General features: G+C 71.7%; 21 protein-coding genes. 12 read left to right on the top strand and 9 right to left on the bottom strand.

Translation table 11 applies throughout. From position 1 onward, the window contains the following. Nucleotides 1-184: 184 nt before the first annotated feature. Both J8M50_RS20545 and J8M50_RS20540 read right to left on the bottom strand, forming a co-directional pair. Nucleotides 185-1,039: a helix-turn-helix domain-containing protein gene (locus J8M50_RS20545; RefSeq protein WP_010353771.1), complete on the bottom strand. Its 855-nt coding sequence runs from the start codon at nucleotides 1,037-1,039 to the stop codon at nucleotides 185-187. A 9-nt stretch (nucleotides 1,040-1,048) separates the two neighbouring features. Next, entirely contained in the window at nucleotides 1,049-1,750 is a 702-nt protein-coding gene (locus J8M50_RS20540; protein ID WP_010353772.1) for a DUF6879 family protein, read from the bottom strand. A gap of 671 nt (nucleotides 1,751-2,421) precedes the next feature. Between J8M50_RS20540 and J8M50_RS20530 the strand changes: the two genes are divergently transcribed. The 5 genes from J8M50_RS20530 to J8M50_RS20510 all read left to right on the top strand — a co-directional run bounded on the left by J8M50_RS20530 (nucleotide 2,422) and on the right by J8M50_RS20510 (nucleotide 5,235). After that, the gene (locus tag J8M50_RS20530; protein WP_010353773.1) at nucleotides 2,422-2,763 is read left to right on the top strand and encodes a hypothetical protein; all 342 of its coding nucleotides are present in this window, start codon (nucleotides 2,422-2,424) and stop codon (nucleotides 2,761-2,763) included. After that, the gene (locus tag J8M50_RS20525; RefSeq protein WP_010353774.1) at nucleotides 2,760-2,975 is read left to right on the top strand and encodes a hypothetical protein; all 216 of its coding nucleotides are present in this window, start codon (nucleotides 2,760-2,762) and stop codon (nucleotides 2,973-2,975) included. Before J8M50_RS20530 ends, J8M50_RS20525 begins: the two co-directional genes overlap by 4 nt. A gap of 180 nt (nucleotides 2,976-3,155) precedes the next feature. Continuing rightward, nucleotides 3,156-4,121 carry a pirin family protein gene (locus J8M50_RS20520; RefSeq protein WP_010353775.1) on the top strand — a complete coding sequence of 322 codons (966 nt, stop codon included), beginning with the start codon at nucleotides 3,156-3,158 and terminating at the stop codon, nucleotides 4,119-4,121. A 137-nt stretch (nucleotides 4,122-4,258) separates the two neighbouring features. Beyond that, nucleotides 4,259-4,801, top strand: coding sequence for a MarR family winged helix-turn-helix transcriptional regulator (locus J8M50_RS20515; protein ID WP_010353776.1), 543 nt, complete (start codon nucleotides 4,259-4,261; stop codon nucleotides 4,799-4,801). After that, complete coding sequence (locus tag J8M50_RS20510; RefSeq protein WP_010353777.1) at nucleotides 4,798-5,235, top strand: MarR family winged helix-turn-helix transcriptional regulator; 438 nt, start codon at nucleotides 4,798-4,800, stop codon at nucleotides 5,233-5,235. The genes J8M50_RS20515 and J8M50_RS20510 overlap by 4 nt, the downstream gene beginning before the upstream one ends. Nucleotides 5,236-5,283: 48 nt before the next feature. On the opposite strand, the gene J8M50_RS20505 is transcribed toward J8M50_RS20510, so the two are convergent. After that, complete coding sequence (locus J8M50_RS20505; protein WP_010353778.1) at nucleotides 5,284-6,675, bottom strand: PepSY-associated TM helix domain-containing protein; 1,392 nt, start codon at nucleotides 6,673-6,675, stop codon at nucleotides 5,284-5,286. 126 nt (nucleotides 6,676-6,801) lie between these two features. Between J8M50_RS20505 and J8M50_RS20500 the strand changes: the two genes are divergently transcribed. Continuing rightward, nucleotides 6,802-7,440, top strand: coding sequence for a peptide deformylase (locus tag J8M50_RS20500; RefSeq protein WP_010353779.1), 639 nt, complete (start codon nucleotides 6,802-6,804; stop codon nucleotides 7,438-7,440). A 76-nt stretch (nucleotides 7,441-7,516) separates the two neighbouring features. On the opposite strand, the gene J8M50_RS20495 is transcribed toward J8M50_RS20500, so the two are convergent. Further along, nucleotides 7,517-8,914, bottom strand: a complete 1,398-nt coding sequence (locus tag J8M50_RS20495) for a dihydrolipoyl dehydrogenase family protein (protein WP_178855061.1) — start codon at nucleotides 8,912-8,914, stop codon at nucleotides 7,517-7,519. A 123-nt stretch (nucleotides 8,915-9,037) separates the two neighbouring features. On the opposite strand from J8M50_RS20495, the gene trxA reads away from it, so the two are divergent. Continuing rightward, nucleotides 9,038-9,430, top strand: a complete 393-nt coding sequence (gene trxA, locus J8M50_RS20490; protein WP_010353782.1) for a thioredoxin — start codon at nucleotides 9,038-9,040, stop codon at nucleotides 9,428-9,430. Here trxA and J8M50_RS20485 read toward each other — a convergent pair. The 3 genes from J8M50_RS20485 to J8M50_RS20475 form a co-directional block, all read right to left on the bottom strand. Next, complete coding sequence (locus J8M50_RS20485) at nucleotides 9,427-10,857, bottom strand: benzaldehyde dehydrogenase (protein WP_010353783.1); 1,431 nt, start codon at nucleotides 10,855-10,857, stop codon at nucleotides 9,427-9,429. The genes trxA and J8M50_RS20485 overlap by 4 nt on opposite strands. Nucleotides 10,858-11,009: 152 nt before the next feature. Further along, complete coding sequence (locus J8M50_RS20480; protein WP_029183864.1) at nucleotides 11,010-12,050, bottom strand: LacI family DNA-binding transcriptional regulator; 1,041 nt, start codon at nucleotides 12,048-12,050, stop codon at nucleotides 11,010-11,012. 155 nt (nucleotides 12,051-12,205) lie between these two features. After that, nucleotides 12,206-12,883 carry a TetR/AcrR family transcriptional regulator gene (locus tag J8M50_RS20475; RefSeq protein ID WP_010353785.1) on the bottom strand — a complete coding sequence of 226 codons (678 nt, stop codon included), beginning with the start codon at nucleotides 12,881-12,883 and terminating at the stop codon, nucleotides 12,206-12,208. Between the two features lie 120 nt (nucleotides 12,884-13,003). Here J8M50_RS20475 and J8M50_RS20470 point away from each other — a divergent pair, with 120 nt between their 5' ends. Continuing rightward, nucleotides 13,004-13,567, top strand: a complete 564-nt coding sequence (locus J8M50_RS20470; protein ID WP_010353787.1) for an NAD(P)H-dependent oxidoreductase — start codon at nucleotides 13,004-13,006, stop codon at nucleotides 13,565-13,567. Nucleotides 13,568-13,672: 105 nt separating this feature from the next. Here J8M50_RS20470 and J8M50_RS20465 read toward each other — a convergent pair whose 3' ends face one another. Continuing rightward, nucleotides 13,673-14,554, bottom strand: a complete 882-nt coding sequence (locus tag J8M50_RS20465) for an LLM class F420-dependent oxidoreductase (RefSeq protein ID WP_010353788.1) — start codon at nucleotides 14,552-14,554, stop codon at nucleotides 13,673-13,675. 224 nt (nucleotides 14,555-14,778) lie between these two features. Between J8M50_RS20465 and J8M50_RS20460 the strand changes: the two genes are divergently transcribed. Then, nucleotides 14,779-15,972: a glycosyltransferase gene (locus J8M50_RS20460; protein WP_029183865.1), complete on the top strand. Its 1,194-nt coding sequence runs from the start codon at nucleotides 14,779-14,781 to the stop codon at nucleotides 15,970-15,972. A 24-nt stretch (nucleotides 15,973-15,996) separates the two neighbouring features. Next, entirely contained in the window at nucleotides 15,997-18,156 is a 2,160-nt protein-coding gene (gene helR / locus J8M50_RS20455) for an RNA polymerase recycling motor ATPase HelR (RefSeq protein WP_010353790.1), read from the top strand. On the opposite strand, the gene J8M50_RS20450 is transcribed toward helR, so the two are convergent. Then, nucleotides 18,113-19,078 (bottom strand): TerC family protein, encoded by a 966-nt coding sequence (locus J8M50_RS20450; protein ID WP_010353791.1) that lies wholly within the window; start codon nucleotides 19,076-19,078, stop codon nucleotides 18,113-18,115. The two genes, helR and J8M50_RS20450, sit on opposite strands and share 44 nt — an antisense overlap. Nucleotides 19,079-19,328: 250 nt before the next feature. On the opposite strand from J8M50_RS20450, the gene J8M50_RS20445 reads away from it, so the two are divergent. Continuing rightward, a complete protein-coding gene (locus J8M50_RS20445; RefSeq protein ID WP_010353792.1) occupies nucleotides 19,329-20,306 on the top strand; it encodes an alpha/beta hydrolase in 978 nt (325 codons plus the stop codon). A gap of 725 nt (nucleotides 20,307-21,031) precedes the next feature. Beyond that, the gene (locus J8M50_RS50105; RefSeq protein ID WP_010358457.1) at nucleotides 21,032-22,498 is read left to right on the top strand and encodes a helix-turn-helix domain-containing protein; all 1,467 of its coding nucleotides are present in this window, start codon (nucleotides 21,032-21,034) and stop codon (nucleotides 22,496-22,498) included. Nucleotides 22,499-22,536 lie beyond the last annotated feature (38 nt).

Genomic DNA, 22,536 nt, shown 5'->3' with positions numbered 1-22,536 from the left:
ACGCCCTTCCACCACTTCCGGACACCGGGTGTCCCGGACTCGCCGGGCTGCTGGTGGGGTGCCCGCGCGCAGGCGCTCGGCTACGTCGCACTCGCGGTTCCGGCGGGGTTGCTGGATCTGACGCCGTGGCGACCGTGACTTACGGCTCCTGTCCTCCCCTTGCGGGAGGGCGGGGGCCGCTTCGTCATGCCCCGGACTGGACAGCGCGGCGGGCTCGCGCGATCACGGCGTGTGCATCTGCCCCGTAGACCGCCGACTCACGGAGCGTTCGCCAGATTCGCAGATAGGTGGCAAGGGAGTCAGCATCGTTCAGCCACACCTCGGCGTGCCAGTCCTCGGTGATCACCAGCCGCTCGTCGAAGATCCAGAAACCGTTGGCGGCTGGGATCTTCAGGGAGGCGCTGAGTGGAATGATCCCCAGCTCCACCGTGTCCATACCGATCACTCCCACCAGGCGGTCGAGTTGCGCGACCATGACGGAGGGCGAGCAGATCAGCGCGTGGAGGGCCGCTTCCCAGACCAGGACGTGCAGCCGATGCCGACCGTCGTACAGCCACCTTTGACGCAGATCCCGGGCGCGTACGGCTTCCTCGGTGTCACGTGTCGACCCGGAGAGATCGGCGTAGCGAATGAAGATCGCGCGGGCGTAGTCGGGGGTCTGGAGCATGCCGGGGATGACGGCTTCTTCCCAGGCATGGATGACGGCGGACCGGTCGACTTCCAGGTTCCAGGAGTCCTGTACCGGGCGGTGGCCTTCCGCCAGCTGGCGCCGCCAGGACCGGATGTGCAGCTCGAAGCCTCGTAGCTGAGTTTCCAGCTCGTCGTAGGCGTGCGGGGTTTCAACGGCGTCCGCCCAGGCGCGGAGGTCACTGGCGGACGCCGTCTGCTTACCGTTCTCCAGCTTGTAGATCTTCGAGTGCGGCCACCCGAGTCGTTGGGCGAGCTGCGGGCCGGTGAGCCGGCCTCCAGGCGCTGACAGCCGTAGTTCCCTGAGGCGGATGCCGAGGGCTTCCCGGGCCAGCTGGAAGTCGGTGCTCACCGGCGTGGCCTACCCCTTCGTGTGGAGCTGGGACCCGAACTCGTCGTACGGGATGGACGCGTGGACCGCAGCGTCACGGACCTGGCAGTACCGCAGCACCTCGGCAGGTTCGGTGATCACCTCGACGTGGAGGAGGACATCGTCGTCGTCCGGAAGGTGGACCCGGGCAGCGTCGTCGCGCCAGACGTTCCGAACGTCCTCGCCGGTCGCCGCGTTGCATTCCGCGTAGCTGAGCAGGAACAACTGCCCCTTGGTGGGCGGGCTGTCGACGACGCGAACGCGGCCGATGTACTTGCCCTGCGAAGTCTGTTCCCGGATGTTCACGCACCACTCGCTGTCCAGATCCATCGGAGCGGTGCCGGTCTCCAGGAAGACCTCGTAGGAGGAGTCCTCGCGGTCGGACGCGTATCCGCGCCGGGTCTCCAGGTGCCACGCCGAGTGCTCGATGTGGTGGAACAGCCGGCCGAACTCTTCGAGGTCGATGAGCTCGGGCACGCGGTCCATCTCCTTGGGGCCGTGATTGACCAGGAGCTCCCGAGGAACGACCACTGCCATTTCTCCGGGGCTGAAGTGCTGGAGCTGGGCGATGTCGTCGGGGTCCGTGAGGGGCTGGCCTTGTACGACGACCTCCTTCGAGTCGAGGTCCTCATGCACGGCAGGGCATCCGCCGTGCTTGCTGTCGGTCCCGTTGAACCGCAAGCGTCGGGCCATGTGATGCCTCCCTGAGCGTAGTTGGAGTTCCCGCGCCTTCAGCATGACCCCCGTAGCGGGGCAGTCATGCAGAGTTACGTCTCCTGCCTGAGACCATTCGGGAACATCCGGCTGCTCGTCGAGAACATTCGAGAACATCACGTGGTGCCCGTCAACAGGCGCTCCGTACGGTGCCGTTCATGGTCTCTGCTCCTGCGACTACGCCCATCGTCGACCCGGACCCGTTCTTGGCCATGGAGGTACTTCGCACGGCCAAGAACGCGCTGGGATCGTGCTGCCGTCGCTCGGAGTAGACCCCGCCTCGCCGAGTCTCGGGCTCGTGGACCTCGGCCGTGTCCGGTCGGACGTGGCCCTACGACTCGCGCACGCACTCCAGCAAGGGGAGTCCGCAGCATGACCGACACTTCCAACCCGCCACCCGACACACCCGCCACTGGCGTCATGATCTCCGCCGCCCCCGGGCTCCTCCCGGCCTCCGCCATCGGTGCCGACCGGGACCGCGAGCGGGCGATCCGGGGGGGCTCGCGAGCGCTCACGCCGAAACCGATCAGGCACACGCCGACTGGGCGAATCAGGGGGTTTCCCTTCTTCCCCTCGGCCGCCCGTTCTCCGCCGTACGCATCCCCGGAAGCCTCATCCATCTCGTCAGCGGCAGCACGGACCACAAGCCCGTGTCCGCCCTCCTGGCGAAGGAGTTGCGCGGTCCCGTCGTCCACGACCGGCACGAGATCGGGGTGTCGTACTACGCCCTCGTCCCGGCCGAGCCTCTCAAGTGGCCCTACCCCGACGAAGCCCCGTACCTCACGAGCGACACGAGTGACTCCTGGCTGGGGGTGCCGGACATCAGCCGCACCCGGCCTCCGGGGAGCCACTGGACGGTGCCGCCGCGCTTCGTCGGCGACCTCTGCCGGATGGAACGCCTCGCCGGCTTCATCCTCCGGAGCCTTCCCGTCCTCCGCGCCCACGAGGAAACCCTGGAGAAGGCCCGCGAGGAAGAAGGCGGGAAACAGTGAGGACGCCCGAGACGACGTGTTCCCCTGAGCCGTTCGACCTGTCGGTGTGGGGCCCGAAGTCGGACCCTGTGCCCGGCTGCGACCGCTGCGCCGAGCTGGACGGGTTGCGCACTCAGGCCCGCCGGGCAGGTGACGGGTCGCTGGTGTCGGACTACGCCGTGATGATCCGCACCCACGACACCGGCCACAACGGCACCCCCAGTACCCCGTGACCCCCCGCTCCCGGCCTGACACCGACGGCCGCCCGCACGCCCCCACGGCGAGGCGGCCGGGCCCGCCGCGCGTACCCCCACGCCGGCGGCGGGTCACTCGACTCACCCCTCTCCCCAACCCCCACGCGGACCAAGAGCTCCGCCCCACCCAGGCGCGGAACTCCCGCTAGGTTTGCCCCCATGAGCAACCTAGATCGGGCCCCGGCCCCCGCCGCCTGCGGCGGCCTGGGGTTCGTCGTAGCGGAACCGGTACGCGAACTCCTCACCCCCCGCCGGGTCCAGCTCGGAGGGTCCACCGAGGTACGCCGCCTGCTGCCGAACCTGGGCAGGAGGATGGTCGGCGCCTGGTGCTTCGTAGATCATTACGGCCCGGACGACATCGCCGACGAACCCGGCATGCAGGTCCCCCCGCACCCCCACATGGGTCTCCAGACCGTCAGTTGGCTGCACGAGGGCGAGGTCCTGCACCGCGACTCCATCGGCAGCCTCCAGACGATCCGCCCGCGTGAACTGGGCCTGATGACCTCGGGCCGGGCGATCAGCCACTCCGAGGAGAGCCCCCGCGACCACGCCCGCCTCCTGCACGGCGCCCAGCTCTGGGTCGCCCTCCCGGACGCGCACCGCCACACGGAACCGGCGTTCGAGCACCACGCGACGCTCCCCGAGGTGACGGCCCCCGGCCTCACCGCGACCCTGATCCTCGGCACCCTCGACGGCGCCACCTCCCCGGGCACCGCCTACACCCCGATCACCGGCGCGGACCTCACGCTGGCCGAGGGCACGGACGTACGCCTCCCCCTGGACCCCGACTTCGAGTACGCGGTCCTCGCGATGTCCGGCGAGACCCACGTGGACGGCGTCCCCGTCCTCCCCGGCTCGATGCTCTACCTCGGCTGCGGACGTACCGAACTCCCGCTGCGGGCGGGCTCGGACGCGAGCGTGATGCTCCTGGGCGGCGAGCCGTTCGAGGAGGAGCTGGTCATGTTCTGGAACTGGATCGGGCGGTCCCAGGAGGAGATCGCACAGGCGCGCGCCGACTGGGCGACCGGCACCCGCTTCGGCGACGTCAAGGGATACGACGGCGACCGCCTGCCCGCCCCTGAACTCCCCGCGACCCCGCTGAAACCCCGGGGCCGCGTGCGCTAGCCCACAACCCACAGCACAGCCGCCCCTACCTGAACGTCGCAGGTAGGGGCGTCTGTGCTGTGGACCAGTGGTCGACCGTCCGGCAACCCCGCCGAAACAGTAGCCATGGACATAGTAGCCATGTACAGTATCGATCCATGAGCACCGGGAACGAGAAGGCGACGCACGGCTCGCTGGTCTGGCGCCTCGCCAACAAGTGGCGGGTCGCGGTGGACCGCGCGCTGGCCCCGCTGGGTCTTACGCACGCGCAGTACGTCGTCCTCGCCTCGCTGCACGGAATGCGGCGGGCGGGGGTACAGCCGCCCAGTCAGCGCCGGCTCGCCGATCAGACGGGGCTCGAAGCGCTGTACGTCTCCAAGCTGGCGCGGGCGCTGGAGTCCGCGGGGTTCCTCGTACGGGAGAAGGACCCCCGGGATCCGCGCGCCATGCGGCTCACCCTCACGGAGGAGGGGAGTGCGGTGACCCGGCGGGCGATCGGGGTCGTACAGGGGCTGCTGGACCAGATGCTGGCACCGCTCGGGGGGCAGGACAGCGCACGGGCGGCGGCTTTCGCGGACGAGCTGCGGCTGCTGCTGGAGACACCACTCACGCTGCCCGGCGACGCCGGTTCCGTCGAGGCCAGTTCCACCGAGGCCGGGGGCTCACCCCGGCCCGACGACATCACTCGGGAGACGTCATGACCACTGTCGACGGCCGCATCATCGGCCTCGCCCACTACGCCGGACGCGCGGTCGTCGAGCAGGTTCTCGACCGGCACCGGCTCGGCTTCCTCGACCACCTCGCGCTGCGCGCCTCGCTCGCCGTCGGCGGCCCCTTCAGGCCGGACGACGTCGCGGACAAGCTCACCGCGGACCTCAAGAACGACTTCGCCGTGTCGAAGGAGGCGGTGACCAACCTCGCCGCGCGGGGGTACCTGGAGTTCTTCGACGGGCCTCACCTCCTGCGGCCCACCGACGCCGGGCGCGCGCTCTTCGCGGCGGCGAGTGCGGAGATCGCGGAGGTGTCGGCGCGGATCTACGCCGGGCTCACGGAGGAGGAGCTGACGGTCGCGGGGCGGGTGCTGGAGGTGGTGGCGGAGCGCGCCAACGCCGAACTCGTGGAGCAGGACGCGTAGTTGATCAACGCAGGGCCCGGTTCCGCGCGTGGAACCGGGCCCGTATCGTCAGACGGCCGCCTTCTTCTTGCGGTGCGCGATCTCCCCCAGCACCACGTCCACCACGATGAACCCGGCCAGCGGAATCCCCAGCAGCGGGACGAAGTAGCCCAGCGCCGCGACCAGCGCCATCCCGGGTACGAGGAGATACGGCGGGACCTCCGCCCACGCACCCCTCGGGACCGGCCGCCCGAACGCCCTGCCCCGCCCTCGCTGCCACCACATCCGGTAGCCCAGCAGGATCATCGCGACCAGCGCGAGCGCCAGCAGCGCCAGCGCGATCTGGTTGACCAGGCCGAAGAGGATGCCGGTGTGCAGGTCGATGCCCCAGCGGGTCAGCTTCGCCAGCACCGGGTAGTCCGCGAACCTCACCGTGTCCGTGACCTCGCCGCTCCCCGGGTCCACGGCCACCGCGTCCTGCTTCTCCGGCCAGCTCCGCTGGATCTGCCGGACCACGTACGCCGACTCCGCGTCGACCGGCGGCACGATCTCGACGGGGTCGCCGAGGCCCTTCGCCCGCGCCGCCGCGAGGACCTTGTCCAGGCCCACGCCGTGCTCGCCCGTACCGCCGGTCGCCGAGGCGGAACCGTGTCCGGCGTGCTCGCCGCCCGACGCCGCCGACGACACCGACGGGGTCGTCTGGCCGAGGGAGGTGCGCAGTTGCGTGACGCTCTCGCCCGCGTACTTGGACCAGGTGAGGCCCGTCGCGGACAGGAACACGAAGCCCAGCGCCACCCAGACGCCCAGCGCGCCGTGCAGGCCCAGGGTGCGGCGGCGGCCACTCGTGCCGCGTACCTTCCGCAGGGCCCTGCGCCGCGAGAACCACAGCGCGATGCCGCCCAGCGCGATGACCCACAGCCAGCTCGCCCCGAACTCGCTGTACAGGCGGCCGTTGTCGCCCAGTTTCAGGTCCCGGTGGAACTCGCTGAGCCACGTGCGGAGGGGGAGGGCGCCGGTCGAGCCGTACTGCTCCAGGTCGCCCTTCACCTGCGCCGTGTACGGGTCCACGAAGACGGCGAGCGTGTGGGTGGCCTCGACCCCCTTCACTCCGGACAGCAGTACGCGGGTCGTCGCGTCGTCCTCCGGCGAGACCCTGATCGCCGAGACCGTACCTTCCGGGTGCGCTTTCCTCGCCGCTGCGACCTGCTCCGATATCGGGAGCTTCGACTCGCCCACCGGGACGGTGAGTTCATCGGCGTACACGATCTTCTCCACCTGGAACGAGGCGGCGTAGACCAGGCCGGTGAGCGCGGAGACCAGCAGGAACGGGGCGATCAGGATTCCGGCGTAGAAGTGCAGCCGCAGGACGAGCGGACGCAGCGGCGCCCACGGACCCCGCTTCTTCGGCGCCGGGTCCGCCTTCGGGGCGTCGTCCGTGGTGATCGGGGGAGCAGTGGACATCGGCGGGGCTCTCCGGGGGCTGGGGACGGCTGTTGCGGTCCAGTAGTCGGAGGGAGGGGCGCGGAAGTTCCCGCCGATTTCAGTGACCTACGTCACACCCCGTCGCCCGCGTGGCATCCTGACCCGATGACACCCCCGAACACCCACCTCACGGACCGGATCGAACAACTCCTCTCCACGGAGGGCCCGTTGCCGATCGTCGCGGCGGGCGACCCGGTCCTTCGCGCGAGCACTCCCCGGTACGAGGGCCAGCTCGCCCCCACCCTGCTGGCCCGCTTCATCGAGGCCCTCCGCGTCACGATGCACGCGGCTCCCGGCGTGGGCCTCGCCGCCCCCCAGGTCGGCGTCCCCCTGCGCATCGCGGTGATCGAGGACCCGGCGACGGTCCCGGAGGAGATCAAGGCGGCGCGGAGCCGCGCCCCGCAGCCGTTCCGGGTCCTGATCAACCCCTCGTACGAAGGAGTGGGCCCCGGACGGGCCGCGTTCTACGAGGGCTGCCTGAGCGTCCCCGGCTACCAGGCGGTCGTGGCCCGCCACGCCGAGGTCCGTCTCAAGGGCGAGGACGAGACGGGCCGCATCCTCGACGAGGTGTTCTCGGGCTGGGCCGCGCGGATCGTCCAGCACGAGACGGACCACCTGGACGGGGGGCTGTACCTGGACCGGGCGGAGCTGAGGTCGCTGGCGGCGAGCGAGGTGCTGGCGGAGAGGTGGGGGCAGGGGACGCCGAGGGAGGCGGCGGAGGGGTTGGGGTTCGCGCTGCCCTAGGGACTGCCCTAAGGACTGCCCTAAGAGCTGTCCCAAGGGCTGCCCCAGGGGGCCGCCGCGAACCCCAGGGCCCTGCCTACCGATCCCGGTACGCCTCCAGCAGCCGCAACCACACCTCACTGACCGTCGGATAAGCCGGCACCGCATGCCACAGCCGGTCCACCGGCACGCGCCCGGCGACGGCGATCGTCGCCGCGTGGATCAGCTCCCCCACCCCGGGCCCCACGAAGGTCACCCCCCTGACGATCTCCTCCTCCAGGTCCACCACCATGCGCGCCCGCCCCCGGTACCCCTCGGCGTACAGCCCCGCCCCCGCCACCGACGAGAACTCCACGTCCACCGCGCGGACCCGGTGCCCCGCGGACTCCGCCTCCGCCAGGGTCAGCCCCGCCGAGGCCGCCTCCGGGTCCGTGAAGACCACCTGCGGGACCGCGTCATGGTCGGCGGTCGCGTGGTGGGCAGCGCCCAGCGGATCGCCCGACACCCTGGCCGCGATCGCCGCGCCCGCGATACGGGCCTGGTACTTGCCCTGGTGCGTCAGGAGCGCCCGGTGGTTCGCGTCGCCCACCGCGTAGAGCCAGTCCACGCCCGTCACCTGGAGCGTGTCGTCCACCTCCAGCCACGTACCCGGCGTCAGGCCGACCGTCTCCAGGCCCAGGTCGTCCGTACGCGGCGCACGCCCCGTCGCGAAGAGGATCTCGTCCGCCTCGATCACGTCACCGCTGTCCAGACCCACCCGCACCGCGCCGCCCTCGTCCCGCCGGACCGACGCGACGTTCACCCCCGTACGGATCTCCGCCCCCGCCTCCGTCAACGCCTCGGCGACCAGCTCCCCGGCGAACGGCTCCATCCTCGGCAGCAGCCCCCCGCTCCCCCGCACCAGCACCGTCACCCGGGACCCCAGCGCCTGATACGCCGTGGCCATCTCGACCGCGACCACTCCCCCACCGACGACGACCAGCCGCCCCGGCACACTCTGCGAACTCGTCGCCTCCCGGCTGGTCCAGGGCCGGACCTCGGCAAGCCCCTCCAGCCCGGGCAAGGCGGCCCGCGACCCCGTCGCGACGACCACCGCGTGCCGAGCGGTCAGCACCTGCCCGCCGACCGTCACCGTCCGCTCGCCGGAGATGCGCCCGTGCCCCCGGTACAGGTCCGCCCCGATCCCCTCGATCCACCCGACCTGCCCGTCGTCCTTCCAGTGGGACGTGAAGGAGTCCCGGTTGGCGAGAACGGCGGGAACGTCGAGGGGCCCGGCGACGGCGTCCCGCAGCCCCGGCACCCGGCGCGCGTCCGCACGCGCGATGACCGGCCGGAGCAGCGCCTTGCTCGGCATACAGGCCCAGTAGGAACACTCGCCCCCGACGAGCTCGCTCTCGACGATCGCGGTGCTGAGCCCCGCGGCCCGCGTACGGTCGGCGACATTCTCACCAACAGGCCCTGCGCCAATGACGATCACGTCGTAGATATCAGTCATGGGCCCAGTCTGGTGGGTGGCGTACGCGGGGGCCACAGGGGTAAGGGCCCGGAATACCCACGTCCCGGGCCGTGTTTGCCGGGACGGATGCCCACGAGATCCCCACGGAAGAGGTTGGACAGCATGAGCAGCACGGTGGAGCTCACCAAGGAGAACTTCGACACGACGGTCACCGAGAACGAGTTCGTGCTGATCGACTTCTGGGCGGCGTGGTGCGGCCCGTGCCGTTCGTTCGCGCCGGTCTACGAGAAGGCGGCGGAGGCGAACCCGGATCTGGTGTTCGGGAAGATCGACACGGAGGCCCAGCCGGAGCTGGCGGCGGCGTTCGGGATCCAGTCGATCCCGACGCTGATGATCGTCCGTGACCAGGTCGCGGTGTTCTCGCAGCCGGGCGCGCTGCCCGAGGCGGCCCTGGCGGACGTCATCGGACAGGCGCGCAAGCTGGACATGGACGAGGTCCGCAAGTCGATCGCGGAGCAGCAGAAGCAGGAGCAGGACAAGCCCGCCGAGAGCTAGAACGGGTACTGCGCCGCGTCCCCCCGTACGGTCGTCCACCGCAGGTCGGTGAACGCGTCGAGGTTCGCCTCGCCCCCGAACCGCGCCCCGTTCCCGGACGCGGCGAGCCCGCCGAAGGGCGCGACGGCCTCGTCGTTCACGGTCTGGTCGTTGATGTGGACGATGCCGGTGGGGATGCGGGAGGCGAGGTCGAGGCCCCGGCCGACGTCGGGGGTGACGATGCCGAGGGAGAGGCCGTATGTGCTCGCTGAGGCGAGGGCGACGGCCTCTTCGGCGGTGTCGAAGGGGCGTACGGGGGCGACGGGCCCGAAGACCTCCTCGGCGTACGCGGGGGTGTCGTCGGTGACGTCGGCGAGGACGGTGGGCCGGTAGTAGCGCCCTTCGTGGGTGCCGCCGGCGGCGACCTTGGCCCCGGCGGAGACGCTCGCGGTGACGAGCCCGTGGACCTTGGCGAGCTGCCCGTCGTCGATGAGCGGCCCGAGGTGGACCTGTTCGCGGTGGGGGTCGCCGACGGCGAGGGAGTCGGCCTTGGCGGCGAGCCGCGCGACGTACTCCTCGTAGAGCGAGCGGTGGACGAGGTGGCGGCCGGTGGTCATGCAGATCTGGCCCTGGTGGAAGAAGGACCCCCAGGCGGCGGTGGAGATGACGGTGTCGAGGTCGGCGTCGTCGAGGACGATCAGCGCGGAGTTCCCGCCGAGTTCGAGGTGGACCCGCTTGAGGTGGCGCCCGGCGAGTTCGCCGACGGCGCGTCCGGCGCCGGTGGACCCGGTGAACGACAGGACGGGCACCCGGGGGTCGGCGACGAGCGCGGCCCCGGTCTCGGCGCCGCCCGGCAGCACGTGCAGCAGCCCGTCCGGGAGCCCCGCCTCGGCGAATATCGCCGCGAGCGCGTGTCCCCCGCAGACGGCGGTACGCGGATCGGGCTTCAGCACGACGGCGTTCCCGAGCGCGAGCGCGGGGGCGACGGACCGGATGGAGAGGATCAGCGGCGCGTTGAAGGGCGCGATGACGCCGACGACGCCGACGGGCACCCGGCGGGTGTAGGAGAGCCGGGGCTGTTCGCTGGGCAGGAGCTGTCCCGTGGGCCGGGAGGCGAGGGCGGCGGCCTCGTAGCACTCCTGGGCGGCGACGTGGAGTTCGAAGTCGGCCTTGCCGGGGATCGAACCGGCCTCGCGGACGAGCCAGTCGCGGAGTTCGGGGGCGTGCGCGGTGAACAGGTCCCCTGCCTTGCGCAGGACGGCGGCGCGGACGAAGTGGGGTGCGGCGGCCCAGTCGCGCTGGGCGGCGTGGGCGGCCTCGGTGGCGGCGGCGACGTCCTCGGGCGCGGCGAGGGTGACACCGGCGAGCCGTTCACCGGTGGCGGCCTCGACGACGGGGTGTTCGCCGCCCGGGTGGGTCAGCCAGGTCGAGGGGTCGAGCAGCGGCATGTCGGCTCTCCGTTCGGCGGCTCTGTACGGCGGCCCGCGGGGATGGAGAGCGCGAGCCCCAATTGGTTGAGCGCGCAACAGCTTAGTCACGTCGAACAGAATTGCGACGGCCCTCGGCGCACATTCACAGCACCGAATTCACCGCACCGGATTCAGCTGGACTCCCGCGTCACCAGAGCGACTTGGATCGCGTCCGCGTACTCGGCCTCGGTCCCGGGCGCGTGCACCGCGCGGTCGACGAGGTCGGCGAGGTCGGGCCCGCCGGGAATCCGGATCGCGACGGAGGTGAGACGGGGCCGGGACAGCCGCGCGATGAGGAGGTCGTCGGCGCCGACGAGCGAGACGTCCTCGGGAACGCGGACTCCCGTGTCCTGGAGGGCGCGCAGCAGCGGAAGGGCGTACTCGTCGTTGTAGGCGAACACCCCGTCGAGCCCGAAGTCCGGCCAGCGGGCGGCGAGTTCGACGGCGGACTCCTCGGTGTGGGCCATCCGCAGCTCGGTGACCTCGGCGCCGGTCCCGGCCAACTCCGCGCGTACTCCGGCCAGTCGGGGCGTGGAGAACATGTCCATCCCTCGTTCGACGGGGACGACGACACCGATCCGGCGCCGCCCTCGCTCGTACAGGTGCCGGGCGGCGAGGCGGCCGACGTCGCTGTGGTCGAGGATCAACGTGTGGGCGCCCGGGACGTGTTCGGCGGCGAGAGCGACAACGGCCTTGGCCCCGGCGCGTTTCAGGACGGCGACGCCCTCCGCGCTGATGCCGTTGCCCGGCACCAGGACGGCGACCGGCCGCAGTTCGGCCCAGGCACGTACGGCTTCCTGGCCGCTCATGCCGCTGGCGCCGTACTGGACGACGGTGTAGCCGAGGTGGCTGAGCGACTGCTGGAGGTCGTGCACGAACTGGCTGTAGAGGGGGCCGGCGGCGACGGTCGGGGAGGGCATCAGCACCATGCGGCTGTGCCCGGCGCGCAGGCTGCGGGCGGCGGCGTGCGGGACGTACCCCAGTTCGCGGGCGGCCTCGTGGACGCGGTGGCGGGTGGGTTCGCTGATCCGGACGGCACTGGTGTTGTTCAGGACGTAGGAGACGGTCGCCCGGGAGACTCCGGCGAGGCGGGCGACATCGGCGCTGGTGGGCACGGACCGCGGCGCGGGCGGCACGGGCGTTCTGGGTATCTGCACCATGACGTACGGCATCTTGGCAGATGCGGGGCGCAGGACGGCCGGAGGGGGGCAAGGGGAATTCAGGACGACGTCTTTCCGGCTGGTCCAGACCCCTTGTGACCAGGGTCGCGGGAGGGTGACGAGACCTTCGTCACACAGCGTGCTCCCGGCCTCGGACGACACCCGCCTCAGGGGTCACAGGGGGTTCGCGTCACCCGGTCCACTAGGTCGCTCCACCCGGCTTCGAGCCGCTCCATGGGCTCGCCGCACTGGCGGACCATGTGGTTGACGAACGGCGGGCTCAGATAGCCCATGAGGGCGTGGGCCAGCAGGACGTGATCGGCGTCGGGGACGCACTGGCGCAGCAGCATCGCGACGTGGCTGTGCAGGAAGCGGCCCGCGCCGACGGCGTAGCGGCGGTCGGCCGCGGGTTCGGCGGCGAGCTGGAGGTCCATGTGGTCGACGGTGGTGCGCAGCAGTTCGTGCCCGAAGGCGTGCAGCCGCTCGACCGGCGGGGCGCCGGGCCCCAGCGGCGGGGGACCTGACATGAACGCGGTCTGGAACTTGTGCGCGGAGTGGTCGAGGAGTGCGGTGAGGAGGCCGGTGCGGTCGCCGAAGCGGCGGAAGACGGTGCCCTTCCCGACGTTCGCCTCGACGGCGACGGCCTCCATCGTGACACCGGCGGCGCCGTGCTCGGCGACGAGTCTGGCCGCGGCGTCGAGCAGCCGGGCGCGGTTGCGCGCGGCGTCCGCCCGCAGGCACGGCTCGTCGTCCGGCTGTTCGAGCTGGAGGAGTTCGGGGCCGGCGGAGGGGCCGGTGAAGGAGTCGTCCGAAGGGTTCACGAAGGGGGGCAGAAGGGCGGACATGAACTCAGCGTAAAGCACCGGGAATGAAACTGGACCGTGGTCCGGTTGTGGTGGTAGAACCTTAAACGGACCTCGGTCCGGATCCCCATACAGCTTTGTTCCGCACTCCTGGGAGTACCCATGTCTGTCCGTATCCTGGCGCTCGTAGGCAGCCTCCGCGCCGGCTCGACCAACCGTCAGCTCGCCGAGGCCGCTGTCAAGGTCGCTCCCGAGGGCGCCGAGGTCGTGCTGTTCGAGGGCCTCGGCGACGTGCCGTTCTACAACGAGGACATCGACGTCGAGGGCAGCGTCCCGGCCGCCGCCGCGAAGCTGCGCGAGGCCGCCGGCTCCGCCGACGCCTTCCTGCTCTTCTCCCCCGAGTACAACGGCACGATCCCGGCCGTCCTGAAGAACGCCATCGACTGGCTGTCCCGCCCGTACGGCGCCGGCGCCTTCACCGGCAAGCCCGCCGCCGTGGTCGGCACCGCCTTCGGCCAGTTCGGCGGCGTCTGGGCGCAGGACGAGGCCCGCAAGGCCGTCGGCATCGCCGGTGGCAAGGTCCTGGAGGACGCCAAGCTCTCCGTCCCCGGCTCCCTGACCCGCTTCGCCGAGACCCACCCGTCGGACGACGCCGAGGTCGCCGCGCAGCTGGCCGAGGTCGTCAACGCCCTGCACGGCCAGGCGACGGAGCCCGCCGCCGCCTGAGGCGCGCAGCAGCCGTACCAGGGCCGGAGCCTTTGAAGACCCCCGGCCCGTAAGTGGGGCCGGAGCTTTCCGGAAGAAGCTCCGGCCCCTCTCGCGTGCCCGCGCTCAGTCCAGCTCCGCCAGCCTCGGCGCGACCTGCCCCACGAACCCCTCGATCCACCCGGCCGGGTTCCCGACCGTCGGCCCGAGGATCACCGTCTCGATGCCGAGCTTGCCGTACCCGGCGATGTCCGCGAGGAACGCCTCGACGTCGCCTTCCCCGGCCGCGCCGCCCATGTACGTCATCGTCTTGGTGATCGTGTCGTAGTCCCGGCCCTCCGTCTCGCAGTGCCCGCGCAGCACCTCCAGCTTGTGGCGCACGGACTCCGGGGACGAGGCGAAGAGGTTGCAGGCGTCGCCGTACCGGGCCACCAGCCGCAGCGTCTTCTTCTCGCCCTCGCCGCCGATGAGGATCTCGGGGTGCGGGGCGCTGACCGGCGCCGGGACGCAGAGGGTCTCGGCGAGCTGGTAGTGCCGTCCCTCGAAGGGGCCGTTGTTCTCCGGGTCCCACATCTGGAGGGTGATCCGCAGCGTCTCCTCCAGCCGCTCGAAGCGCTCGGCGACCGCCGGGTACGGCACGCCGAGGCCCGCGTGCTCGCGGTCGTACCAGGCCGCGCCGATCCCGAGCCAGGCCCGGCCGCCGGAGAGGACGTCGAGGGTGGTGACGATCTTCGCGAGGAGGCCGGGGTGGCGGTAGGTGACGCCGGTGACGAGCGCGCCCAGCTTGACCGTGGAGGTGTTCGCCGCAAGGAAGCCGAGCGTCGTGTAGGCCTCCAGCATCGGGTCCTCGGCGCCGCCGTTGAACTCCATCTGGAAGTAGTGGTCCATCACCGACAGGCGGCTGACCCCGGCCGCTTCCGCCGCGGCCCCGGCGGCGGCGAGTTCGGCGCCGAGCGCGCCCCCGCCCTCGGGATGGTTGAACCGATTGATGTGCACACCGACGTGCATGGCCCGTCTCCGCTCACCGGACGATCACTGACACGTCCGACGCTATGACTTCGAGCGCTCTCGAAGTCAAGAGAGAAGTGAGGGCAGCAAAAAGGCAAGGAGCCGAACGGCTTTCCTTGCCATGCTCAAGTTATAACGCATGGGGGGCCTTGCGGCAAGGCCCCCTCCGTCCCGCACAATCACCGACCTGACCTGTTCCACCTGCGTAAATGGGGGCTGTGGGAATGCGTGTGCTGTTGATGTCGTACGGATCGCGCGGAGACGTCGAGCCGCTCGCCGCTCTTGCCGCGCGGCTGCGGGCGCGCGGCGCCGAGGTCCGCGTGTGTGTACCGCCGGACGAGGAGTTCGCGCGGCTGCTCGAAGCGGTCGGCGCGGAGGTCGTGCCGTTCGGGATGTCGGTGCGGGCGCTGGTGTCGGGTGCCACCAGGCCGGACCCTTTCGCGACGGCGAAGGCGCTGGTCGCCGAGCACTTCGAGACGGTCGGCGCGGCGGCCGAGGGCTGTGACGTGCTGCTCGCGACGGGGCTGCTGCCCGCCGGGGCGCGGTCGGTGGCCGGTCTGCTCGGGATCCCGTACGTGTTCGCGCTGTTCCAGCCGACCTCGATCCCGTCGCCGGACTACCCGCCGCTGTCGCGTCCGGGCAAGCCGTTCCCGCCGGACGAGAAGGACAACATGGTCCTGTGGGGCCTGGACGGCGAGAAGGTCGACGCCCTGTACGGCGAGGCCCTGAACACCCACCGCGCCAAGCGCGGCCTGCCGCCCCTGACGAACGTCCGCGACCACGTCTTCACCGACCGCCCCTGGCTCGCCGCCGACGAGACGCTCGCGCCGACGGACCGCGACGTCGTCCACACCGGCGCGTGGATCCTCCCCGACAGCCGCCCGCTGCCGGATGACGTGACGGCGTTCCTGGAGGCCGGGGAGCCGCCCGTGTACGTCGGTTTCGGCAGCATGGCCCTGAAGGACGCGTCCGCCGAGGTCGCCCGCGCGGCCATCGACGCGGTACGTTCCCAGGGCCGCCGGGTGCTGCTCGCGCGCGGCTGGGCCGAGCTGGCGCCGGTCGACGACCAGCCGGACTGCCACGTCGTCGGCGAGATCAACCACCAGGCCCTGTTCCGCCGGGTCGCCGCCGTCGTCCACCACGGGGGCGCCGGTACGACCACGACGGCCACGCTCGCCGGGGTGCCGCAGGTCGTCGTCCCGCAGATCGTGGACCAGCCCTACTGGGGGTCCCGGGTCGCGGCGCTGGGGATCGGGGTCGCGCACGACGGTCCCGTACCGACGTACGAGTCGCTGTCCGCGGCGCTCGCGGTGGCGCTCGCGCCGGAGACGGCCGTACGTGCGAAGGCCGTCGCCCCGACCGTGCGGGCGGACGGGGCGGACGTGGCTGCGAAACTGCTGATCGATGTGGCGGGCTGAGCCACGGAACGTACGGAGCTTTTGATGAACCCCCTGACCAGCAGCGCCTTCGCCCTGCCGGAGCGGCTGGCCGCGAAGGCGGACCCGGCGCTGATCGCCGAGGACGAGCGGCATTTCGCCGCCGTCGCCGAGAGCCTGAAGGCGTCGATCGCGGAGACCTCGCGGCTGCTCGACGCCGAGCTGAAGGCGCCCGGCGGGAGCGGGCAGGCCGCCATGGACCGGGACATCGAGGTGCACCGGCTCGGCGGACGGCTGCGCACGCTGCGCCGGTTCGGGCTCGACCTGTGCCTCGGGCGGATGGTCACCGACGAGGGGAACGTGTACGTCGGGCGGCTCGGGCTGACCGGCGAGGACGGGCAGCGGCTGCTGATCGACTGGCGCTCCCCCGCCGCCGAACCGTTCTTCGCGGCGACCCACGCGAACCCGATGGGCCTGGTCTCGCGGCGCCGCTACCGCTGGCACGGCGGGCGGGTCGGCGACTACTGGGACGAGGTGTTCACCAGCGACGGCCTCGAACAGGGCGTCGCGCTCGACGACCAGTCCGCGTTCGTCGCGAGCCTCGGCACCAACCGCTCGGAGCGGATGCGGGACGTCCTCGCGACGATCCAGGCCGACCAGGACGCGATCATCCGCGCCGGTTCGCGCGGCGCGCTCGTCGTGGACGGCGGTCCCGGCACCGGCAAGACCGTCGTCGCCCTGCACCGCACGGCGCACCTGCTGTACGCCGACCCCCGGCTCGGGCACCGGCGCGGCGGCGTCCTGTTCGTCGGCCCGCACCGGCCGTACCTGGACTACGTCTCCGACGTGCTGCCGAGCCTCGGCGAGGAGGGCGTGCAGACGTGCATCGTGCGCGACCTGGTCGCCGAGGGCGCCGCCGCGAAGCCCGAGGGCGACCCGGAGGTGGCCCGCCTCAAGGAGTCGGCGCGGCTGGTGAAGGCCGTCGAGCGGGCGGTGCGGTTCTACGAGGAGCCGCCCGCCGAGGGCATGACCCTCGCCCTCGATCGCGTCCTGCTGCCACTGACCGCCGCCGACTGGGCGGAGGCGTTCGACGCGCCCGAGCCCGGCACCCCGCACAACGAGGGCCGCGAGGAGGTCTGGGCGAAGCTCGTCGAGATCCTCTGGGACAAGTACGAGGGCGACCTCACGCCCCAGCTGTTCCAGCGGCTGCTGCGCCAGATCGAGCCGCTGACCTCGGCGCTCTCGCAGGCGTGGCCGCTGATCGAGGCGGCCGAGCTGGTCGGCGACCTGTGGACGGTCCCGGCGTACCTGCGGCTGGCCGCGCCCTGGCTCGCCCCCGACGACGTACGGCGCCTCCAGCGCGCGGACGCGCACGCGTGGACCGTGTCCGACCTGCCGTACCTCGACGCCGCCCGGCAGCGGCTCGGCGACCCGGGTGCCTCCCGGCGCAGGCGGCGTCAGGAGGCGGAGGCCGCCGCCGAGCGGGAGTACCGGGCGCAGGTCACCGAGAACCTCCAGCGCGGCGACGACGACTGGGAGGGGATGCTGATGTCCATGCTCACCGGCCAGGACCTCCAGAACTCCCTGGCCACCCCGCAGGCGCCGGTCGTCGAACCCGACCTGCTCGCCGGGCCCTTCGCGCACATCGTCGTCGACGAGGCGCAGGAACTCACCGACGCCGAGTGGCAGATGCTGCTCCTGCGGTGCCCGTCGCGCAGCTTCACCATCGTCGGGGACCGGGCGCAGACGCGGCGCGGGTTCACCGAGTCGTGGCAGGAGCGTCTTGAGCGGGTCGGGTTCGACCGGGTCGCGCTGGCCTCCCTCAGCGTCAACTACCGGACGCCGGAGGAGATCATGGCGGAGGCCGAGCCCGTGATCCGCGCGGTGCTGCCGGACGCGAACGTGCCGACGTCCGTGCGGAGTTCGGGGGTGCCGGTCGCGTACGGGCCGGTGTCCGAGCTGGAGTCGGTGGTCGGCGGGTGGCTCGCCGCGTACGACGAGGGGACGGCCTGCGTCATCGGGGCTCCCTCGTACGCCGGGGACGGCGGGCGGGTGCGGTCGCTGTCGCCGGAGCTGGTGAAGGGGCTGGAGTTCGACCTCGTCGTCCTCGTGGACCCCGAGCGGTTCGGGGCGGTCGACCACTACGTGGCGATGACGCGGGCGACCCGTCAGCTCGTCGTCCTCACTGGGTCGTCGTCTGATCCCGGGTCGCTCGCAGGCTCGTGAACGTCGTCACCGCGAGGACCAGGACGATGAACCCGAGGGAGAACGGGATGCTGATCTCGGGGACGTGGACGCCGGACTCGTGCAGCGCGTGCAGGAACAGCTTCACGCCGATGAAGCCGAGGATGATCGACAGGCCGTAGCTGAGGTGCACCAGCTTCTTCAGCAGGCCGCCGATCAGGAAGTACAGCTGGCGCAGGCCCATCAGCGCGAACGCGTTGGCGGTGAACACGATGTACGGGTCGTCGGTCAGGCCGTAGATCGCGGGGATGGAGTCGAGGGCGAACAGGATGTCCGTCGAGCCGATGGCGAGCATCACGACCAGCATCGGGGTCATGACCTTCTTGCCGTTCTGCTCGATCCACAGCTTGGTGCCGTGGTAGCGGTCGGCGACGCCGAAGCGCTCCTCGACCATCTTGAGCATCTTGCTCTCCTCGTACTCCCCCTCCCCGGGCTCCCCGTGCCCGCCCTTGCGGGCGTCCTGCACGAGCTTCCACGCGGTCCAGATCAGGAAGGCGCCGAAGATGTAGAAGACCCACGAGAACGCGGAGATGATCGCCGCGCCGGCCGCGATGAAGCCGGCGCGCAGGACCAGGGCGACCAGGACGCCGACCATCAGGACGCGTTGCTGGTACTGCGGCGGCACCGCGAACTTGGACATGATCAGGACGAAGACGAAGAGGTTGTCGACGCTGAGGGACTTCTCGGTGATGTATCCGGCGAAGAACTCGCCCGCGGACTGGCCGCCGCCGTAGATCCAGACGCCGACGCCGAACAGGATCGCGAGCACCACCCAGACGATCGTCCAGGTCCCGGCCTCCTTGAGGGAGACCTCGTGCGGCTTTCTGCCGATGAAGAAGTCGACGGCGACCAGGACGCACAGGGCGGCCACGGTCACCAGCCAGACGGTCAGGGTGACGTTCACGGGTTCGGTACTCCTGTTTGCCTGTGGGGGGTTGTGGGGGTCATGGGGGTTGTGGGGATTCGCCATGATCCTTCAACGGCTGGATTCTTTCCACTTCGGTTCGGTGAACAGAGGGTCACGGCGCGGCAATAAGGCCAGTTCAGGGTGGTTCCACCCGCCGGTCGGCGGGCAGGATCCGCCGTACGGCGGTGAGCCGGCAGGGTCCCGGTGGCCGGAACATGGCTCCAGCCCATCCACTTCAGGAGTAGCCATGACGACGATGTCACCGCCGCCCTTCGACCCCGAGCTGTCCGCCGCGCTGGAGGTGATCAAGGACGTCATCGGGCCCAGCATCACGATCGAGGACGTCCGGGCGCTGCGGCGGGGGGAACTGCCCGCGGTCCTGGTCCCGACCGACCTCACCCTCGGCGGCGCGTTCACCGTCGAGGACCGGGTGGTGCCCGGGCCCGAGGGCGCCCCGTCGATCTCACTCCTGATCTGTACGCCGACGACTCCCCCGCCGGCCCGGCCCCGCGCGGTGATCTACCACACGCACGGCGGCGGCATGGTCCTCGGCGACAATCGGACGGGGGTGGACGGGGTGCTGGAGTGGGCGCGTGAGCTGGACCTGGTCGTGGTCTCGGTGGAGTACCGCCTGGCTCCCGAGCATCCTCACCCGGCGCCGATCGAGGACGTCTACGCCGGGCTCCTGTGGACGGTGTCCAACGCGGAGGACCTGTACGTGGACCCCGAGCGCGTGGTGATCGCGGGCGCGAGCGCGGGCGGCGGCCTGACGGCGGCGCTGGCCCTCCTCCTCCGCGACCGCGAGGGCCCGCGCCCTCTCGGCCAGCTCCTCCTCTGCCCCATGCTGGACGACCGCAACGACACGCCGTCGGCGTACCAGATGGAGGGCCGGGGAGTCTGGGACCGCACATCGAACGACACGGGCTGGACGGCATTGCTGGGCCCCACCCGAGGCACCCCGTCCGTCTCCCCCTACGCCGCCCCGTCCCGCGCCACCGACCTCTCCGACCTCCCCCCGGCCTTCATCGACGTCGGCTCCGCCGAGACCTTCCGCGACGAGGACGTCACGTATGCGACGCGGATCTGGCAGGCGGGGGGTGTGGCGGAGCTCCACGTCTGGCCGGGAGGTTTCCACGGGTTCGACGGAATGGCACCACAGGCTGCGCTGTCGCAGGCGGCGAAGGGGGCGCAGGTGGGGTGGTTGCGGAGGTTGTTGGCGGAGTAGGGGGTGTGGGTGGGGTGGTTGCGGAGTAGGGGGCGTTGGGGTGGGCGGGGTGGGGGTGGCTGCGCGGGCTGCCGCCGGAGCGGGCGGTCGAGCGCATGGGCGCCCCGTCTTCCCGGGGACCGGTTCGCAGGGTTCCCCGCCGGCCCGGCGGGGCGTTGGGGTGGGCGAGGTGGGACGGCTGCGCGGGCTGCCGCCGGAGCGGGCGGTCGAGCGCGCGGGCTCCCTGTCTTCCCCGGAGCCGGTTCACGGGGTTCCCCGCCGGCCCAGCGGGGCGTTGGGGTGAGCGGGACGGGACGTCCGCGCGAGCTGCCGCCGGACGCGCGGGCTCCCCGTCTTCCCCGGAGCCAGTTCGCGGAGTTCCCCGCCGGCCCGGCAGGGCGTTGGGGTGGGCGAGGTGGGACGGCTGCGCGAGCTGCCGCCGGAGCGGGTAGTCGAACGCGCGGGCTCCCCGTCTTCCCAGAAGCCAGTTCACGGGGTTCCCCGCCGGCCCAGCGGGGCGTTGGGGTAGGCGGGGTGGAACAGCCGCGCGGACCGCCGCCGGAGCGGGTGGTCGAGCACGCGGGCTCCCCGTCTTCCCCTGAGCCGGTTCGCAGGGTTCCCCGCCGGCCCGGCGCCGCTCAGCCACGGCTGGGGGCGCGGTGCGCTCTGTTCCTCCCTTGAGGTGGGTGGGTCGTGAAGGGCGTACGGCTCTGCCGGTCCTCGGAGGGGTGGCGCATCATGGGCGTATGAAAGAGCTGGCCGGGCGGTTGAGTGCGGTGGATCCGGTGGCGGGGGCCGCTGTGGGGGTGATCGCGTACTTCGACCGGTTGGCGGAGGCTCGGGCAGGGGTGGAGGCGTTGGTGCGGGGGGCGGCCGTGTTGGCGGGGGTGCCGGTGCGGTTGGTGGACGAGGAGCGGCGGGTCCGGGTGCGGGTGGAGGCGGACGGGGTCCGCCGGGACGACGACACACCGCCCGACCCGGCCTGGCCCAGCGCTCCGCTTACGCCGGGCGGCCGTCCTGCGTTGTGGCTGGAGCGCGGGGGCGGTCCGCCTGGAGGTGGTACGGGCGGCCTGCCGGACGTCGGCGCAAACGGCTCGCCCGGTGTCGGCAACGCCCCGCCCGGCGCTGGTATGAGCGGCCTCCCCTGCGCCAGCGCAAGCGTCCTGCCGGGCACCGACGCAAACAGCTCACCCGCCGTCGACCACACCCCGTCCAACGCTGACACGAGCAGCCTCCCCGGCACCGGCACAAGCAGCCTGCCGAGCGCCGACGCGAACAGCTCACCCGGCGCCAGCGCAAGCAGCCTGCCGGGCACCGGCACGAACGGCTCGCCCGATATCGGCAACGCCCCGCCTGGCGCTGGCACCAACGGCTCACCCGACGCTGACACGACCAGTTCGCCCCGCGTCGGCGCGAACGACTCGCCCGGTAACCCCACCGCCGCCCCGTCCAGCGTCGTCGACGCCGTCATCCTGGAGCGTGCGGCAGGTGCCGTAAGTCGAGTTCTGGACCGTACCCGTGGCCGTGCCCCCTCCGACGATCCCGCCCTCGTGGAGACCCTTCTCGACGCCGGCGCCCCCGAGCAGGCCCGCCTGCACGCGGCCCGCAGGCTGGGGCTGGCCCCGGGTGTGCGGGCCCGTGTGGTCGTCCCGTTGGACGGTGCGCCGTATGTGGTCCCGGTGCCGGCCAGTCAGGAGAGCCGCCCCGCCCTTGTCTCCCGGGCCGGTGAAGGTCCCGCGCCGGTCCGGGCCGGTGAGAGCACCGCAGGTATCCGCACCGCAGGTGTCCGCGCCGGTGTCGGGCCCGCCCTCCCCCTCCTCTCCCTCCCCAACTCCTGCGCCGCCGCCCGTACCGCCCTGCGGTTCACCGCCGAGGGCACCTCAGCGGACCCTGGCCCGCGGGTCGTGTACACCGACGACCTCGGCGGCGTCGCGCTGCTCGCGGAGACGGTCGTGCCGGGGGGTGAACCGCCGCCGGACGTCAGGGCGTTGGAGCGTGCGGCGGTCGAGGCACCCTGGATGCTGGCGACGTTGCACGCGGTCGCGTTCACGCAGAGCCTGCGCGCCGCAGCGACCGAACTGACCGTTCATCATTCGACGTTGCAGGACAGGCTGGCGCACACGGAACAGTCCCTGGGCTGGCCGGTCCGCACCCCGCAGGGCCGCTTCAGACTCCAACTGGCACTGACGATGCGAAGGTTGGTGAGGCCGTGACCGTACCCGTCCGCTGACAGCCAGAACTCACAGGGCCC

The sequence above is a fragment of the Streptomyces acidiscabies genome (assembly GCF_020010905.1).
Classification (GTDB): Bacteria; Actinomycetota; Actinomycetes; order Streptomycetales; family Streptomycetaceae; genus Streptomyces; species Streptomyces acidiscabies.
The sequence above is the reverse complement of the archived record's forward strand: the minus strand, read 5'-3'. Positions and strand labels throughout refer to the sequence as shown.

Excerpts from the sequence above, each read along its gene's own strand:
- J8M50_RS20480 (WP_029183864.1), bottom strand. The coding sequence starts at position 12,050 with ATGCCGTACGTCATGGTGCAGATACCCAGAACGCCCGTGCCGCCCGCG.
- J8M50_RS20520 (WP_010353775.1), top strand. The coding sequence starts at position 3,156 with ATGAGCAACCTAGATCGGGCCCCGGCCCCCGCCGCCTGCGGCGGCCTG.
- J8M50_RS50105 (WP_010358457.1), top strand. The coding sequence starts at position 21,032 with ATGAAAGAGCTGGCCGGGCGGTTGAGTGCGGTGGATCCGGTGGCGGGG.
- J8M50_RS20465 (WP_010353788.1), bottom strand. The coding sequence starts at position 14,554 with ATGCACGTCGGTGTGCACATCAATCGGTTCAACCATCCCGAGGGCGGG.
- J8M50_RS20475 (WP_010353785.1), bottom strand. The coding sequence starts at position 12,883 with ATGTCCGCCCTTCTGCCCCCCTTCGTGAACCCTTCGGACGACTCCTTC.
- J8M50_RS20460 (WP_029183865.1), top strand. The coding sequence starts at position 14,779 with ATGCGTGTGCTGTTGATGTCGTACGGATCGCGCGGAGACGTCGAGCCG.
- J8M50_RS20495 (WP_178855061.1), bottom strand. The coding sequence starts at position 8,914 with ATGACTGATATCTACGACGTGATCGTCATTGGCGCAGGGCCTGTTGGT.
- J8M50_RS20485 (WP_010353783.1), bottom strand. The coding sequence starts at position 10,857 with ATGCCGCTGCTCGACCCCTCGACCTGGCTGACCCACCCGGGCGGCGAA.
- J8M50_RS20510 (WP_010353777.1), top strand. The coding sequence starts at position 4,798 with ATGACCACTGTCGACGGCCGCATCATCGGCCTCGCCCACTACGCCGGA.
- trxA (WP_010353782.1), top strand. The coding sequence starts at position 9,038 with ATGAGCAGCACGGTGGAGCTCACCAAGGAGAACTTCGACACGACGGTC.
- J8M50_RS20540 (WP_010353772.1), bottom strand. The coding sequence starts at position 1,750 with ATGGCCCGACGCTTGCGGTTCAACGGGACCGACAGCAAGCACGGCGGA.
- J8M50_RS20445 (WP_010353792.1), top strand. The coding sequence starts at position 19,329 with ATGACGACGATGTCACCGCCGCCCTTCGACCCCGAGCTGTCCGCCGCG.
- J8M50_RS20500 (WP_010353779.1), top strand. The coding sequence starts at position 6,802 with ATGACACCCCCGAACACCCACCTCACGGACCGGATCGAACAACTCCTC.
- J8M50_RS20515 (WP_010353776.1), top strand. The coding sequence starts at position 4,259 with ATGAGCACCGGGAACGAGAAGGCGACGCACGGCTCGCTGGTCTGGCGC.
- helR (WP_010353790.1), top strand. The coding sequence starts at position 15,997 with ATGAACCCCCTGACCAGCAGCGCCTTCGCCCTGCCGGAGCGGCTGGCC.
- J8M50_RS20470 (WP_010353787.1), top strand. The coding sequence starts at position 13,004 with ATGTCTGTCCGTATCCTGGCGCTCGTAGGCAGCCTCCGCGCCGGCTCG.
- J8M50_RS20505 (WP_010353778.1), bottom strand. The coding sequence starts at position 6,675 with ATGTCCACTGCTCCCCCGATCACCACGGACGACGCCCCGAAGGCGGAC.